Source organism: Ginsengibacter sp. (assembly GCF_057362405.1).
The window spans coordinates 1-15,466 of the sequence record NZ_JBMQQG010000148.1 but is presented as its reverse complement, the minus strand read 5'-3'; the positions used below and the strand labels follow the sequence as shown (position 1 = coordinate 15,466).

Annotated in this window: 15 protein-coding genes; 13 read left to right on the top strand and 2 right to left on the bottom strand. The window is 38.5% G+C overall.

Going from position 1 to position 15,466, the window contains the following annotated elements; translation table 11 throughout:
- The first annotated feature begins 136 nt into the window (after positions 1–136).
- Positions 137–598 (top strand): NUDIX hydrolase, encoded by a 462-nt coding sequence (locus tag ACO1O5_RS11845; RefSeq protein WP_486270437.1) that lies wholly within the window; start codon positions 137–139, stop codon positions 596–598.
- Here ACO1O5_RS11845 and ACO1O5_RS11840 read toward each other — a convergent pair.
- Together ACO1O5_RS11840 and mtaB are read right to left on the bottom strand one after the other, a co-directional pair.
- Positions 595–885, bottom strand: coding sequence for a hypothetical protein (locus tag ACO1O5_RS11840; protein WP_486270436.1), 291 nt, complete (start codon positions 883–885; stop codon positions 595–597). The two genes, ACO1O5_RS11845 and ACO1O5_RS11840, sit on opposite strands and share 4 nt — an antisense overlap.
- The gene (gene mtaB / locus ACO1O5_RS11835; RefSeq protein WP_486270435.1) at positions 882–2,156 is read right to left on the bottom strand and encodes a tRNA (N(6)-L-threonylcarbamoyladenosine(37)-C(2))-methylthiotransferase MtaB; all 1,275 of its coding nucleotides are present in this window, start codon (positions 2,154–2,156) and stop codon (positions 882–884) included. The genes ACO1O5_RS11840 and mtaB overlap by 4 nt, the downstream gene beginning before the upstream one ends.
- Before the next feature lie 65 nt (positions 2,157–2,221).
- Between mtaB and ACO1O5_RS11830 the strand changes: the two genes are divergently transcribed.
- The 12 genes from ACO1O5_RS11830 to rseP all read left to right on the top strand — a co-directional run.
- Positions 2,222–2,611 carry a DUF4258 domain-containing protein gene (locus ACO1O5_RS11830; RefSeq protein ID WP_486270433.1) on the top strand — a complete coding sequence of 130 codons (390 nt, stop codon included), beginning with the start codon at positions 2,222–2,224 and terminating at the stop codon, positions 2,609–2,611.
- 59 nt (positions 2,612–2,670) lie between these two features.
- Complete coding sequence (locus tag ACO1O5_RS11825; protein ID WP_486270431.1) at positions 2,671–4,194, top strand: GH3 auxin-responsive promoter family protein; 1,524 nt, start codon at positions 2,671–2,673, stop codon at positions 4,192–4,194.
- Positions 4,195–4,440: 246 nt separating this feature from the next.
- Complete coding sequence (locus ACO1O5_RS11820; protein WP_486270429.1) at positions 4,441–5,133, top strand: GNAT family N-acetyltransferase; 693 nt, start codon at positions 4,441–4,443, stop codon at positions 5,131–5,133.
- A 9-nt stretch (positions 5,134–5,142) separates the two neighbouring features.
- The gene (argG, locus tag ACO1O5_RS11815) at positions 5,143–6,351 is read left to right on the top strand and encodes an argininosuccinate synthase (protein ID WP_486270428.1); all 1,209 of its coding nucleotides are present in this window, start codon (positions 5,143–5,145) and stop codon (positions 6,349–6,351) included.
- Positions 6,335–7,318: an N-acetyl-gamma-glutamyl-phosphate reductase gene (argC, locus tag ACO1O5_RS11810; protein ID WP_486270426.1), complete on the top strand. Its 984-nt coding sequence runs from the start codon at positions 6,335–6,337 to the stop codon at positions 7,316–7,318. The genes argG and argC overlap by 17 nt, the downstream gene beginning before the upstream one ends.
- Positions 7,319–7,329: 11 nt before the next feature.
- A complete protein-coding gene (locus ACO1O5_RS11805) occupies positions 7,330–8,508 on the top strand; it encodes an aspartate aminotransferase family protein (protein WP_486270425.1) in 1,179 nt (392 codons plus the stop codon).
- 35 nt (positions 8,509–8,543) lie between these two features.
- Positions 8,544–9,506: an N-acetylornithine carbamoyltransferase gene (locus ACO1O5_RS11800; protein WP_486270423.1), complete on the top strand. Its 963-nt coding sequence runs from the start codon at positions 8,544–8,546 to the stop codon at positions 9,504–9,506.
- Complete coding sequence (gene argB / locus ACO1O5_RS11795) at positions 9,503–10,321, top strand: acetylglutamate kinase (protein ID WP_486270421.1); 819 nt, start codon at positions 9,503–9,505, stop codon at positions 10,319–10,321. Before ACO1O5_RS11800 ends, argB begins: the two co-directional genes overlap by 4 nt.
- Positions 10,318–11,415 carry a M20 family metallo-hydrolase gene (locus ACO1O5_RS11790; RefSeq protein WP_486270420.1) on the top strand — a complete coding sequence of 366 codons (1,098 nt, stop codon included), beginning with the start codon at positions 10,318–10,320 and terminating at the stop codon, positions 11,413–11,415. The genes argB and ACO1O5_RS11790 overlap by 4 nt, the downstream gene beginning before the upstream one ends.
- Before the next feature lie 44 nt (positions 11,416–11,459).
- Entirely contained in the window at positions 11,460–12,791 is a 1,332-nt protein-coding gene (gene argH, locus ACO1O5_RS11785; protein ID WP_486270418.1) for an argininosuccinate lyase, read from the top strand.
- A 75-nt stretch (positions 12,792–12,866) separates the two neighbouring features.
- Positions 12,867–14,033: a 1-deoxy-D-xylulose-5-phosphate reductoisomerase gene (locus ACO1O5_RS11780; protein ID WP_486270416.1), complete on the top strand. Its 1,167-nt coding sequence runs from the start codon at positions 12,867–12,869 to the stop codon at positions 14,031–14,033.
- 86 nt (positions 14,034–14,119) lie between these two features.
- The coding region (gene rseP, locus ACO1O5_RS11775) for an RIP metalloprotease RseP (protein WP_486270414.1) at positions 14,120–15,466 on the top strand (1,347 nt) is incomplete at its 3' end.

Sequence of the window (15,466 nt, the reverse complement as noted above, 5' to 3'; positions counted from 1 at the left end):
AAAGTATCCGCGAAAATATCATGCCGATGGCCCGGCAAAAATGTATTTAACACGAATTAAATTTTTTTTACAGTTTTGTGTCATACAATATAAGTCAACGTTGGGAAATTGAAGACACTTTTCAAATTTTTTTGTTATGACAATGAAAAAAAGTGCGGGTTTATTGCTTTACAGAAAAAACAAAAACAAGTTGGAAGTCTTCCTGGTGCACCCCGGCGGACCGCTTTGGAAGAATAAAGACGAAGGGGCCTGGTCAATACCTAAAGGGGAATTCGATGAAAATGAAGCGCCGCTTCAGGCAGCAATTCGCGAATTTTCAGAAGAAACGGGAAATACCATTTCAGGCAGATTTATGCAATTACGCTCAGTCGTTCAAAAATCGGGTAAAACTGTATTGGCATGGGCGATAGAAAAAAATATTGACGCCGCAACTATTAACTCTAACAACTTTGAAATGGAATGGCCACCTCGTTCAGGGAAACTTCAAAACTTTCCGGAAATAGATAAAGGAGAATGGTTCTTAATTAATGAGGCGAAGAAAAAAATTAATGCTGCGCAGGTATCTTTATTAACCGAACTCGAAGAAAAATCGGTTTAATTCAATTCAAGTTTCGGCAGGCGAAAATTTTGGCTATCGTAAACAAATAACTCGTCGATTTCATAAGTCCAGAATTGATATAAAGAGGACTTGGCAAGTATCTTCTTAACTTCTTCTTTGGTTTCAGCATTTATAATAATCCAGGAGCGGTGGGTTTCCATGCTCACAGCATAACTCTCAATTACATTTGTGTTGATGAGCATGTTGATATAGGTGCGATGTTCCGGCACGTAGTCCATAAAATTCTTAACGAAATCGAACTTAATATTTACCAAAAAAGTTTTCATTGTAATTTCCAGTCGATTATACTGTTGGTCCATTCGGCTTTAAAAGGTACAGAAATTTTTATATAATTATCGGTATAGCCTTCCATCATGCCGTTTTTGTCAGGCTGTTCAAACAAAACTTTTCTTGTTTCACCAAGATGTTTTTGGCTGAAGTCCTGTAATTTTTTATACGACAGATTACGCAAAATTTTTGTTCTGTTATTACGAATGCCAACAGGTACCACGGGTTCGATATTCAACGCATAAGTATTGGTTCTTTCCGAATAGGTGAATACATGCAAATAAGATACGTCAATGTCTTTAAGGAAGGCTACGGTTTCATTAAAATCTTCATCAGTTTCTCCAGGGAAGCCGGTAATTACATCAACACCGATGCAGCAATCAGGGATCAGCTTTTTTATGAGTGCAATCTTTTCAGCATACAACTCTTTCCTATAACGCCTGCGCATAGACGCCAGAATTTTATTGCTTCCGCTTTGCAATGGAATATGGAAATGAGGCATTATTTTTTTGCTGCCGGCAACGAGTTCTATAATTTTATCGGACAATAAATTTGGTTCAATTGATGAAATGCGGTAGCGGGTAACGCCTTCAGTTTTTTCAATGGATTGAAGCAAATCGTAAAAATCTTCAGTGGTTTTATTGCCATTGTTGTCCTTCCCAAAATCACCCAGGTTAATTCCAGTAAGCACAATTTCTTTTACACCACTTCCTGCAATTTCTTTTATTTCAGCTAAAATATTTTCTATTGTATTACTCCGGCTTTTCCCGCGGGCCATTGGGATAGTGCAAAACGAACAATTGTAATCGCAACCATCTTGTACTTTTAAAAAAGTCCTCGTGCGGTTGTTGATTGAAAAAGAAGAATGAAAGCCATTTACATCTTCAATGTCGCAACTGCAAATTTTAGTGCTGTCGCCTTTGGTAAGTTGCCGGAGATGGCTGGTAATATTAAATTTTTCCGCCGCTCCCAATACAAGGTCGACCCCTTCAATAGCGGCAATTTCTTTAGGTTTTAGTTGTGCATAACAACCTGTAATGACAACCAGTGCTTTTGGGGCTTTCCGTTGTATTCTTCTTACAAGGTGGCGGCATTCTTTATCTGCATTTTCTGTAACGGAGCAGGTATTGATTACATACACATCAGCCTCATCTGTAAAATCTTTTTTTACAAAGCCATCATTCTCCAGCAATCTTTCAATAGCTGAAGTTTCGGAATAATTTAGTTTACAGCCTAATGTATGTAAAGCAACAGATTTAGCGGTTGACATATTGTGACAAAAATAAAGAATTATGTTTTTTGAAATTATATTGTGCAAAATCCCCTAACGTGAATATGAAAAGGAATTCAATAATTCTGGTTGTGTTGCTTGTCGCGCTGTTTGCGATTAAATTGATTGTAGGTCATAAACAACCCAATGTTCCCGGAAATAGGTTCAACAATGATTCGTTCCGTAATACAGCTCACCTTATTTTAACCAAACATGCTAAATGCAGAATGGATTGCAGGCATATTACTGAAGATGAAATAAAAGAGATCATCCACGAGGGAAAAGTAAATGAAGCCAAAAGTGGCCCCGGTAAAAAAGGCGATGAAACGTATGCCTTGGAAGGGTACAGTAATGAGCACCAGCATTTAAGGATAGTGGTGGCGCCGGAAAATGATGGCCTCGTTGTTATAACCTGCATCGACCTTGATAATGAATGGCAATGTAATTGTAATTGATTTAGCATATAGTTTTAATCAATTATATGTAATTTGCAGGCTTAAGATTAGCCTGTAGAATGAAGATAAAATCCTTTTTCGCCAAACCCTTTGCCCTTTATATATATAAGCAGGTCCGCAAATCAATGCTGACTGCTGTTTCAGACCAAGAAAATATTTTTCAATCTCTCATAAAAACGGGTTTAAAAACCGAGTTTGGCAAAGACCATCATTTCGAAAAAATTAAAAATCACGACGATTTCATAAAGAATGTGCCCATAAGAGAATACGAAGATTTTAAGAAATATATCGACAAGATAAAACAGGGTAAACACAATATTTTATGGAAAGGTGTTCCTCTTTATCTCGCTAAGACGAGCGGCACAACCAGCGGTATTAAGTACATCCCCATATCAAAAGATTCTATCGATAATCATATCAACACGGCAAGAAATTCGTTGCTCTGCTATATGGCAAAAACAGGTAATTCGCAATTTGCAAATGGCAAAATGATTTTCCTAAGTGGCTCTCCTGAACTGGAAAGAGTAGGTGGCATTCCCACGGGGAGATTAAGTGGCATCGTAAATCACCACATTCCAAAATATTTACGCACGAATCAGATGCCGACGTTTGAAACCAATTGTATTGACGATTGGGAAGAGAAACTGGATAGAATTGTGGAGGAAACAGTTCCTGAGAAAATGACTTTGATCAGCGGCATTCCACCATGGGTACAAATGTATTTTGATGCATTGGTAAAAAAGACCGGAAAAAAGATCAAAGATATTTTCCCTGATTTTAGTGTACTGGTACAAGGTGGGGTAAACTTTGAGCCTTATAAAGCCAAGCTCCTGGAAACCATCGGTAAGCCAATTGATACTATTGAATTGTACCCGGCCAGTGAGGGATTTTTTGCCTTCCAGGATAATATTAAAGAGGAAGGAATGTTGTTGAATACTGATAGCGGCATTTTTTTCGAATTTGTTCCGGCTGGCGAAATCTTTACTAAAAATCCTAAACGACTTACTTTAAAAGACGTTAAGCTTAATGAAAACTATGTTCTCATTGTAAGCAACAATGCAGGCTTGTGGGGATATAACCTCGGAGATACGATAAAATTTGTTTCATTAAACCCTTATCGAATAGTCGTAACCGGTAGAGTGAAACATTTTATCTCGGCATTTGGCGAGCATGTAATAGGTGAGGAGGTAGAAGGCGCCTTGTTAAATGCTGCTGATGGTGAAAACATAAAGATTATCGAATTCACAGTTGCTCCAAAAATTTCGAGGGATGATAATAAAAGTTACCATGAATGGTATATTGAGTTTGAAACCGTTCCGCGTAATTTGAAGCAGTTTGCGCTTAAAGTAGATGAAAACCTGAGGAAGAGAAACATATATTATGATGATCTCATTAAAGGAAACATTCTCCAGCCATTAAAAATAATTCCAATTCAAAAGAACGGATTTATTAATTATATGAAGAGCATTGGTAAGTTAGGCGGCCAAAATAAAGTACCACGACTGAGTAACGACCGGGCCATTGCTGATCAACTACAGCAATGGATAAAAATGCCTTCCCCTCAAACAATAACAAATTCTTAGAAACGTTTTGCTGAATAAATAATAAAAAAATATACATTTGCATTCAATTCATTAAATGTTATAAAAGTGAAAGGTCTTAATTCTATAAATTTTTCTTCTCTGGTTTCAACAAATCATGTTGAACGAAGAATGCCTCTTCGCTGTTTTTTTCGACCTGGATGCTGATAGGCCGAGGCAGTTGACATTGTCCCTATCAGTGAAAAAATCCCCGCTCACAAAAAATAATTCATTTAAACAAAACGCAAAGTGGAACAATCAAATATAATTGTTCGTATTGCAACTTCCTCAGATTTCAAATATGCACAAACCATCACTGATGAGATGGCAACATCTGCACAAGCAAGAGGAACTGGCATTGCAAAACGTTCAGCAGAATACATTCAACAAAAAATGCAGGAAGGCAAGGCCGTTATCGCCGTTACTAACGATGATACATGGGTAGGCTTTTGCTACATCGAAGCCTGGGGTAAAGAAGGGTTTGTGGCAAACAGTGGGCTTATAGTTGCCCCGGATTTCAGAAAAACCGGCATAGCAAAACAAATCAAAAAAAGGATATTCGATCTATCCCGCGAAAAATATCCTTACGCCAAAATATTTGGTCTTACCACCGGCCTGGCCGTTATGAAAATTAATAGCGATTTGGGCTATGAGCCGGTTACCTATTCGGAACTTACTGATGACGAAAATTTCTGGGCAGGATGTAAGAGCTGTGTGAACTATGATATCCTCATGAGTAAGGAACGTAAGAACTGTATGTGTACTGCCATGTTGTACGATCCTGCGGATCACTATAAGCCCGAGGAAACGGCTGCAGAATTTCAAAAGCATTCTAAACAATACGAGAGATTTATGCGCTTGAAACAGAGCAGGCTTATAAAGTTTTTAAAAAAAAGAGGGGATAAAAATAAATCGCTATTGAGTCTTTTCTTCAATCTTTAAATAGTAGTGATGACTAAAAAAGTAGTAATTGGTTTTAGTGGTGGCCTTGATACATCATACTGTGTAAAATATTTCAGAGAGGAATTGAATTATGAAGTGCACAGTATTATTGTAAATACCGGAGGTTTTTCAAAAAAGGAATTAAAAGATATAGAAAAACATGCGAAAGCATTGGGTGTAAAAACACACACTACCATAGATGCAGTAAATAGCTATTATGATTCCATAATTAAGTATCTTATTTTCGGAAATGTTTTAAAGAACAATACCTATCCCCTAAGCGTAAGCGCAGAACGATTATCGCAGGCGTTACATATTGCGGAACATGTAAAGAAGTTAAAAGCTGATGCAGTAGCCCATGGAAGTACAGGCGCAGGCAACGACCAGGTAAGGTTTGATATGATATTTCATATCATGATACCAGGGGTTGAAATTATTACGCCAATAAGGGATATGCAATTATCGAGGCAGGAAGAGATTAACTATCTCAAATCGAAAGGTGTGAAAATGAATTTCGAAAAATCTGCTTACTCCATTAATAAAGGCCTTTGGGGAACGAGCGTAGGAGGCAAAGAAACATTATCATCTAACGGTATGATACCCGAAAATGCATGGCCCACACAACTTACGAATAATAAACCGCAGCAGGTAAAGTTACATTTCGAAAATGGCGAACTGGTTGGAATCAACAAAAAGAAATTCAACCACCCGGTAGGAGCCATTCAATATTTGCAAACCCTGGCTGGCCCCTATGCCATCGGCCGAGATGTACATGTAGGTGATACCATCATTGGGATAAAAGGCCGCGTAGGTTTTGAAGCGGCTGCGCCTGTTGTTATTATCAAGGCGCATCATGCATTGGAAAAACATGTACTTACCAAATGGCAATTAAATCTCAAAAACCAATTGTCGGAATTTTATGGTAACTGGCTTCATGAAGGGCAGGTACTCGACCCCGTTATGAGAGATATCGAAGCATTTTTAATTTCTTCGCAACAGCATGTAACCGGTGATGTATTTGTTCAGCTAATGCCTTATCGCTACCAGGTTACCGGTATAGAATCGCCATACGATTTAATGAGTGCAAAATTTGGTAAGTATGGCGAAATGAATACAGGTTGGAGTGGAAATGATGTAAGAGGGTTCAGTAAGATTTTCGGAAACCAGACTGCAATTTATCATGCCGTAAAAAATACCGCTGATGAGCAAAAAAATTAGGGTAGGGATAATTGGAGGCGCTGGCTATACCGGAGGAGAATTGATAAGACTTTTGGTCAATCACCCGATGAGTGAGGTGATTTTTGTACACAGTAAGAGCAATGCCGGTAAACCTCTCCATGCTATTCACCGGGATTTAATGAATGAAACCGGCATGCAGTTTTCAGCATTTGCTAATGATGATGTTGATGTACTTTTTTTATGTACAGGTCATGGTGAATCAAAAAAATATTTAGAGGAAAATGAAATTCCTGCACAAATAAAAATTATTTCCCTGTCGCAGGATTTTAGGTTGAAGCCTCATTCGGTATATAGAAATAAGACGTTTGTATATGGTCTTCCTGAAATTAACAAGGACAAAATCAGGACCGCTAACTATGTTGCCAACCCAGGCTGTTTTGCCACTACTATCGAACTTGGTTTATTGCCGTTAGCAGAACTGGGTGAGATTAGTGAAGTGTATGCAACGGGCATTACCGGTTCTACCGGGGCCGGGCAATCGCTTTCCACGACATCGCATTTTTCATGGCGGCAAAATAACATACAGGCGTATAAATCGCTTACCCACCAGCATCTTGGGGAAATAAATGAATCACTTAATTCTTTATCAGGAACCAGTTCTGCTTCTATACATTTTATTCCATGGCGTGGTGACTTTACCCGCGGTATCTTTGTAACCTCGCAATTGAAGTCTTCCAGGAAATTGGAAGAACTTTATAAATTATATCAGGAGTTTTATAAAGATCACCCGTTCGTAAAAGTCAGCGAAGAGCCGATATTTTTAAAGCAGGCTGTTAATACAAATAATTGTTTTATTCATATAGAAAAAGAAAAAGACAATCTTGTAATTCATTCTACATTGGATAATCTCCTGAAAGGCGCCAGCGGCCAGGCGTTGCAAAATATGAACCTTATGTTTGGCCTTGAAGAAACACTTGGACTAAAATTAAAGGCTAATTACTTCTAAAATATTTTGATATGAAAATGTTCGATGTTTATCCCGTTAATGACATCAATATTGTAAAGGCCAGCGGCTCTTATGTTTGGGATGATAAGGGTAATGAATACCTTGATATGTATGGAGGGCACGCCGTTATAAGTATCGGTCATACGCATCCCTATTGGGTAAAAAAAATTGAAGAACAATTAGAGCAAATTGCGTTTTATTCTAATTCGGTAAAGATCCCGATTCAGCAAAAACTCGCTAATAAGTTGGGCGAAGTTTCCGGCAAAAAAGATTACCAGCTTTTTCTTTGTAACTCCGGCGCTGAAGCCAATGAAAATGCTTTGAAGCTTGCATCTTTTTATAATGGACGTAAAAAAATAATTTCATTTTCAAAAGCTTTTCACGGTCGCACGTCATTAGCCGTTGCGGCAACGGACAATCCATCTATTGTGGCACCGGTAAATGAAACCGATAATGTAGTTTTCCTTCCATTCAATGATGAAGTAGCATTGCAAAATTATTTTGATAACGCCGGAGAAGAAGTGAGCACTGTAATTATAGAAGGTATACAAGGTGTCGGTGGTATCAATGTTGCAACAGATTCATTTCTGAAATTAATCAGGAATTTGTGTGATAAATATAATGCCGTTTTCATTGCAGATGCCGTGCAATGCGGTTATGGTCGCAGCGGCAAATTTTATTCTCATGATTATGCGGGCATAGACGCTGATATTTATACAATGGCGAAAGGAATGGGAAATGGTTTTCCGGTTGCCGGCATTTCAATTGCGCCTCACATTCATTCAAAACATTTTATATTAGGCACCACATTTGGTGGTAATCATTTGGCATGTGCGGCAGCTCTCGCAGTTTTGGAAGTAATTGATGTTGAAAATTTGATGGCGAATGCAGAACAAACAGGGAAATATTTATTTGAAGAAATTAAAAAAATCACTGAGTTGAAAAATCTTCGTGGTAAGGGATTGATGATAGGCTTTGACGTTCCGCCTGGATTAAAGGATTTGAAAAAAAACCTGCTGATGAAACATCACATTTTTACCGGGGAAGCCAAGCCGAACGTAATAAGGTTGCTGCCTTCCCTTGCCTTAATAAAGGCTGATGCAGATAAATTTTTGAATGCATTGCGTGAAGAAGTAACCGCACTTACAAAAAAATATGCTGGCGCGGGTGTGTCGTCAGTCAGCTTATAATAATTATATCTTTATCGCTTAATTACAGAAAAAAATTGACAAACTTTCTTTCAGTAAAAGATGCCGGCAATATAGATGAACTGGTAAGTTCTGCAATTGATTTTAGAAAAGATCCATTTGCGCAGCAGTCCTTAGGTAAAGGGAAGCGAATGGGTTTAATCTTTTTAAATCCCAGCCTGCGTACAAGATTAAGTACACAGGTTGCGGCCCAGAATCTTGGAATGGAAGCAATTGTTTTTAATGCTTCGCAGGATGGCTGGTCACTGGAATTTGAGGAAGGCGCCATAATGAATGGAACGTCTGTGGAGCATATAAAAGATGCTGCGCCTATTCTTGGTCGTTATTTCAACATTTTGGGAGTACGTACTTTCCCTTTGTTAAAAAGCAGGGACAAGGATTATAGCGAACATGTCATGAACCAGTTTGTAAAATATTCGGGCATTCCTGTAGTAAGTCTTGAGAGTGCAACAGTTCATCCATTGCAAAGCCTTACCGATATTATTACTATTGCGGATCACCTTCCTTTAAAAAATAAAGTAAAGCCCAGGGTTGTACTCACCTGGGCACCCCATGTAAAACCATTACCACAATGCGTTGCCAATAGTTTTTGCGAATGGATGACTGCGTGGAATACTTGTGATTTTACTGTAACCCATCCCGAAGGTTATGAACTTGATGCAAAATTTATCCATGATGCTAATGTTACTAACGACCAGGCGCAAGCGCTTAAAGATGCAGATTTTGTATATGTTAAGAACTGGAGCTGTTATAAAGATTATGGAAAAGTAGCAAGCAATGATGCTGACTGGATGTTGACAAACGAAAAGCTAATGCAAACAAATAATGCCAGAGTGATGCATTGCCTCCCGGTTCGGAGAAACGTTGAGTTAAGCGATGAAGTATTAGACAGCCCAAGCAGTATTGTTACAGAGCAGGCGGCTAACAGGGTGTGGGCGGCACAAGCTGTATTGGCGAAGATTTTAAAGGATTTGCCATGACAAAAAATGATTCTGGTTCAGGTGATAAAGAAATTCTTTATATAATAAAAATAGGTGGCAACGTCATTGATGATAAGGATAATCTTCAATCTTTTCTAAAAGAGCTTTCTTCAATCCCCCACAAAAAAATTCTGGTACATGGCGGTGGCAAAATTGCCACAGCAATCGGTGATAAATTAAGTATTCAATCGAAATATGTTGATGGCAGAAGAATAACAGATGACGAAACTATTGATTTAGTTACAATGGTATATGGCGGGTTGGTAAACAAAAAAATCGTTGCAACGCTTCAATCACTGAGATGTAATGCAATCGGCCTTTCCGGCGCAGACGCCAATGTTTTACCTGCAAAAAAACGCCCGGTAAAGACTATTGATTATGGATGGGTTGGTGATGTAAACGCTATAGAAATAAATTTGTCGACATGGAAGTTATTTATCGATAACAATTTGATTCCCGTTGTTGCGCCGCTAACGCATGATCAACAGGGGCACATACTAAATACAAATGCGGATACAATGGCTGCTGTATTGTCGGTAGCGCTATCAAAATTGTATGATGTTCAGCTGATCTATTGTTTTGAAAAAAATGGCGTACTTGCGGATGTGACTGATGAAAAGTCTGTTATTGCTGAATTACAAGACAAAATCTACAACAAACTCAAGGAGGAAAAAAAATTGTTTGCTGGTATTTTGCCTAAAATTGATAATGCATTTGATGCTGTAAATAATGGGGTGAAAAAAGTTATTATTGGCAATTCAAATGATCTCCTGCAATTAGTGAGAGGTGAAAGTGGAACAAAAATAAATTCATGAACGGAACAATAAATTTTGACGAATCTCGACTTAAATTATTCTCAGGAGCGCTGGAATTATTAAAGCAGTTAATTTCAACACCTTCCTTCAGTAAGGAGGAAGGCAAGACAGCGGATGCGATTGATAACTTTTTAACACAACGGAATATTACAACCAACCGTTTTCTAAATAACGTTTGGGCCGTTAATAAATATTTTGACGAAAGTAAGTTTACTGTTTTATTAAACTCTCATCATGACACGGTAAAACCTAACGCCGGTTACACGAATGATCCATTCGAACCTTTTGAAAAAGATGGAAAATTGTTTGGGCTCGGTAGTAACGATGCGGGTGGGCCGCTTGTAGCGTTGCTTGCAACGTTTGTTTATTTCTACGAAAAAGAAAATCTTCCTTTTAATTTAATAATTGCAGCAACTGCTGAAGAGGAAATATCAGGTCATGATGGAATAGAAATTCTTCTCCCTAAGCTGCCAAAAATTGATTGCGGGATTGTAGGCGAACCAACGTTGATGAAAATGGCTGTTGCGGAAAAAGGTTTGCTGGTACTGGATTGCACAGCACACGGTATTGCCGGCCATGCAGCACGGAGCGAAGGCGTAAACGCAATTTACAAAGCCATGAATGATATCCATTGGTTTAGTACGTTTCAGTTTGAGAAATCTTCTCCGTTTCTCGGACCGGTTCACATGGCGGTTACCTCCATCAGCACACAAAATAAAGCCCATAATATTGTACCTTCCGAATGCAGTTTTGTTGTCGATATAAGAGTGAACGAATTTTATTCATTTGATGAAGTAATCAGTGAAGTAAGAAACAATACTACCAGTGAAATAACGCCAAGGAGTACCCGATTAAAACCGTCTTTTATTGGAGAGAAGCATCTGTTAGTAATCGCTGGAAGTGGCATAGGTCTTACATTATATGGGTCACCGACCTGCTCCGACAGGGCATTGATGAATTTTCCAACGCTTAAATTAGGGCCGGGAGATTCGGCCAGGAGTCATAGTGCAGATGAATATATTTTTGTTGACGAAATAAAAGATGGCATTGGGAAATATATTCGGCTGCTGGAAAATTTTTCAAATTCATTCTAATATCATTAGTGTAATTCGTGAGGTAAAATCTTGAAAATAACAAAATGAAACTCTGGCAAAAAAATATTGCTTCAACCAAAGAAGTTGAAACCTTCACTGTTGGTAAAGACAGGGAACTCGACCTGTATCTTGCTCCTTTTGATGTGCTGGGCTCTCTAGCGCATATTCAAATGTTGCAAACGATTAATTTGCTTACACCTGATGAATTAGCTGTTCTGCAAAAAGGGCTTAAAGAAATTTATAAAGACATCGAATCCGGAATATTCAAACTTGATGAGGATGTTGAAGATATTCATTCACAGATTGAACTGATGCTCATTAAAAAGTTTGGAGATACCGGGAAAAAAATACATAGTGCCCGCTCCCGTAATGACCAGGTTTTAGTGGATCTGAAATTATACATGCGCCATGAAATTCAAATGCTGGTTCATGATGTAAAAGACTTTTTTACTCTTTTAATTGAGCAAAGCGAAAAATATAAAGCGCATTTATTGCCAGGCTATACGCATTTGCAATTAGCAATGCCCTCCTCATTCGGGCTTTGGTTTGGCGCTTACGCTGAGAGCCTTGCTGACGATATGATAACGTTGCATGGAGCATGGGAAGTTGTCAATAAAAATCCGTTGGGCTCGGCGGCAGGCTATGGGTCGTCATTTCCTATTAATAGAAAGTTAACTACCGAATTGCTTGGTTTTGATGATCTGAATTATAACGTTGTCTATGCCCAAATGAGTCGCGGCAAAACAGAAAGAATTGTTGCGCAGGCGTTGGCAAATTTTGGTGCATCGTTATCAAGGTTAAGTATGGATGCATGTTTGTATCTAAATCAGAATTTTGATTTTATTTCTTTTCCTGCTGAGCTTACCACTGGCAGCAGTATTATGCCGCACAAAAAAAATCCGGATGTTTTTGAATTGATTCGTGCACATTGCAACCGGATTCAGGCTTTGCCTAACGAGATTATGCTGATGGCCGCTAATCTTCCTTCAGGGTATCATCGCGATTTTCAGTTATTAAAGGAGCATTTAATACCTGCCTTTGAGAATTTACGCAACTGTATATCGATGGCAACTTTGATGATTAAGAACATTGAGATAAAAAAAGATATTCTGCAGGATAAAAAATATAAATATCTGTTTAGTGTTGAAGAAATGAATAAACTGGTTTTGCAGGGAACTCCTTTGCGTGATGCTTATAAGAAAATTGGTATGGATATTGAAAATAATACCTTCCAATATGGTCTGCAACTTAGTCATACGCATGAAGGTTCTATTGGTAACCTTCAAAATAATGCTATAATCGAAATGATGAATACAGTAATATCCCGCTTCGATTTTAAAAAAGTGAATGAGGCATTACAAAGATTATTGAAGTAAATTGCCAAATCTGGCAGCTGTTTTTTGTGTTTTATTATAAAAAATAATATGCCGTTCAATTAGTAAAGAATTATTATGGCTGAAGCAAATAAAAAGAGGATTGCAGTGTTTGGTTCCACAGGATCTATAGGCACGCAGGCGCTGGAGGTAATAGCAGCCAATCCAGATTTATTTGAAGTTGAAATATTAACGGCGCAAACCAACGATAAACTCCTTATTCAACAGGCGATCAAACACAAGCCAAATGCAGTAGTTATTGGTGATGAAAAAAAATATGATGCCGTAAAAGCAGCGCTAATTCCAAAAGATATTAAGGTTTTTGCGGGGGCAACAGCACTCGAAGAAGTTGCTGATTTCGATACCTATGATATGATGCTGGCAGGGATTGTAGGATTTGCAGGACTAACACCTACCTTAAAGGCAATTGATAAAGGGAAGGCTATCGCTTTGGCCAATAAAGAAACTCTGGTGGTAGCCGGTGATATTGTAATGCAGAAAGCTTTAGAAAACAGGGTACCGGTTATTCCTGTAGATAGTGAACATTCAGCTATATTTCAATGCCTTGTTGGTGAGACAAGAAATAAAATTGAGCGCATTATCTTAACGGCGAGCGGTGGCCCGTTTCTTGGCAAGAAGCCAAACTTTCTCGTAAATGTGAAGAAGCATCACGCCCTGCAACATCCTAACTGGAATATGGGTGCAAAGATTACTATTGACTCTGCAACCCTCATGAATAAAGGGCTTGAGATGATAGAAGCTAAATGGCTTTTCAACCTGGCACCCGACCAGATCCAGGTAATTATTCACCCCCAAAGTATCGTGCACAGCATGGTTGAATTTGAAGATGGAAGCATAAAAGCGCAAATGGGTTTGCCAGACATGAAGCTTCCAATTCAGTATGCGCTTGCATTTCCGCACCGGCTTCCCAACAATAATCCAAAGACGGATTTTAAAAGAATAAGCACACTTACTTTTGAAGAACCAGATATAAAAACCTTCAGAAACCTTGTTCTTGCAAAAATTGCTTTGGAAAAAGGAGGTAACCTTCCCAGCGTTTTAAATGCTGCAAACGAAATAGCAGTGTGGGCATTTTTAAATAACCGCATCGGCTTCCTTGATATTACCGCAGTAGTCGAAAAGACCATGGAAAAAATAAGTTATATAGAAAAGCCAAATCTTACAGATTATTTTGAAAGCGACGGTGAGGCACGTAATTTCGCCGCTTCATTAATACATTTATAAAGCCTGCCAGCGAAAACATTTTTATAATTTCGAAGTGAAATTTAAACCGAAAAATAGTACATCAAACATCGCACATCGTACACTATATGACAATATTAGCCATTAACTGGCCTCAGGTTGGATTGCAGGCCGCATATCTTATTTTTTCTTTATCGATTCTTGTAATACTTCACGAATTTGGACATTTCATAACCGCAAAATGGTTTAAATGCAGGGTTGAAAAATTCTATCTTTTTTTCGATCCATGGTTTTCTTTGGTAAAGAAAAAAATTGGCGATACCGTATACGGAATTGGCTGGCTGCCGTTGGGTGGCTATGTAAAAATTTCCGGTATGGTGGATGAAAGCATGGATAAAGAGCAAATGAAGCAACCTCCGCAGCCATGGGAGTTTCGCAGTAAACCGGCATGGCAGCGGCTTATTATTATGTTAGGAGGCGTTACTATGAATGTGTTGTTTGCATTTTTTCTTTACGCAATGATTCTGTACAAATGGGGCGATACCAAATTGCCGATGGCTAATGTAAAAGATGGCATTTGGATTACAGACAGCCTAATGTATGACATTGGTTTAAGAAACGGTGATAAAATCATTGCGGTTAATGGAGATTCAATTAAGTATTTCAACGATTTGCCGGGAAAGATTATTCTGGGAAAACAAATTACTTTTTCACGGGATGGGAAAGACCAAACGGTTACGTTACCTCCAAATATGATAGAGCAATTGGTAGAGAAGAAAGGTAAACGGAACACGTTGTTAATGCCAAGAGTGCCGGTTATAGTTGGCGCTTTCGATTCATCAAATAAGAGTTTTGGTGAAAAAGCAGGCCTGCATGTTTTTGATAAAATTGTAGCAATAGATTCAACACCGGTTCAATTTTTTGACCAGGTAGCTCCTATACTCAACCGGAAAAAGAACGACAGTGTTTTACTTACGGTAATCAGGGATCAGAAGCCTGTGGCTATCAGAACGAAAGTGGATACTTCCGGTAAAATAGGGTTTTATACACTAACCGATGTGGACCAATTAGACAGCCTCGGTATCTTTAAACAGGAAACAAAAAAGTATGGCTTTCTTGCTTCTTTTCCGGCAGGCGTTCAAAAAACGGGAAAACAACTGGACTTTTACATTCAGCAGTTCAAGATGATTTTAAATCCGCAAACCGGTGCTTACAAAGGTTTAGGTGGATTTAAAACTATGGCTTCCATTTTTCCAAAAACAGGATGGGACTGGGAGGCATTCTGGAACATTACTGCTTTCTTTTCTATCATACTTGCATTTATGAATCTGCTGCCGATTCCGGCACTGGACGGAGGACATGTATTGTTTACTTTAATAGAAATGATATCAGGTAGGAAACCCAGTGATAAGTTCTTGGAATATGCGCAGATAGCAGGAATGGTGATTTTATTTGCTTTAATGCTTTTTGCCAAC

Coding starts and splice junctions, on each gene's coding strand:
- argH (WP_486270418.1), top strand. CDS start 11,460: ATGAAACTCTGGCAAAAAAATATTGCTTCAACCAAAGAAGTTGAAACC.
- argC (WP_486270426.1), top strand. CDS start 6,335: ATGAGCAAAAAAATTAGGGTAGGGATAATTGGAGGCGCTGGCTATACC.
- ACO1O5_RS11825 (WP_486270431.1), top strand. CDS start 2,671: ATGAAGATAAAATCCTTTTTCGCCAAACCCTTTGCCCTTTATATATAT.
- ACO1O5_RS11790 (WP_486270420.1), top strand. CDS start 10,318: ATGAACGGAACAATAAATTTTGACGAATCTCGACTTAAATTATTCTCA.
- ACO1O5_RS11830 (WP_486270433.1), top strand. CDS start 2,222: ATGAAAAGGAATTCAATAATTCTGGTTGTGTTGCTTGTCGCGCTGTTT.
- mtaB (WP_486270435.1), bottom strand. CDS start 2,156: ATGTCAACCGCTAAATCTGTTGCTTTACATACATTAGGCTGTAAACTA.
- argG (WP_486270428.1), top strand. CDS start 5,143: ATGACTAAAAAAGTAGTAATTGGTTTTAGTGGTGGCCTTGATACATCA.
- ACO1O5_RS11845 (WP_486270437.1), top strand. CDS start 137: ATGACAATGAAAAAAAGTGCGGGTTTATTGCTTTACAGAAAAAACAAA.
- ACO1O5_RS11780 (WP_486270416.1), top strand. CDS start 12,867: ATGGCTGAAGCAAATAAAAAGAGGATTGCAGTGTTTGGTTCCACAGGA.
- ACO1O5_RS11805 (WP_486270425.1), top strand. CDS start 7,330: ATGAAAATGTTCGATGTTTATCCCGTTAATGACATCAATATTGTAAAG.
- argB (WP_486270421.1), top strand. CDS start 9,503: ATGACAAAAAATGATTCTGGTTCAGGTGATAAAGAAATTCTTTATATA.
- ACO1O5_RS11840 (WP_486270436.1), bottom strand. CDS start 885: ATGAAAACTTTTTTGGTAAATATTAAGTTCGATTTCGTTAAGAATTTT.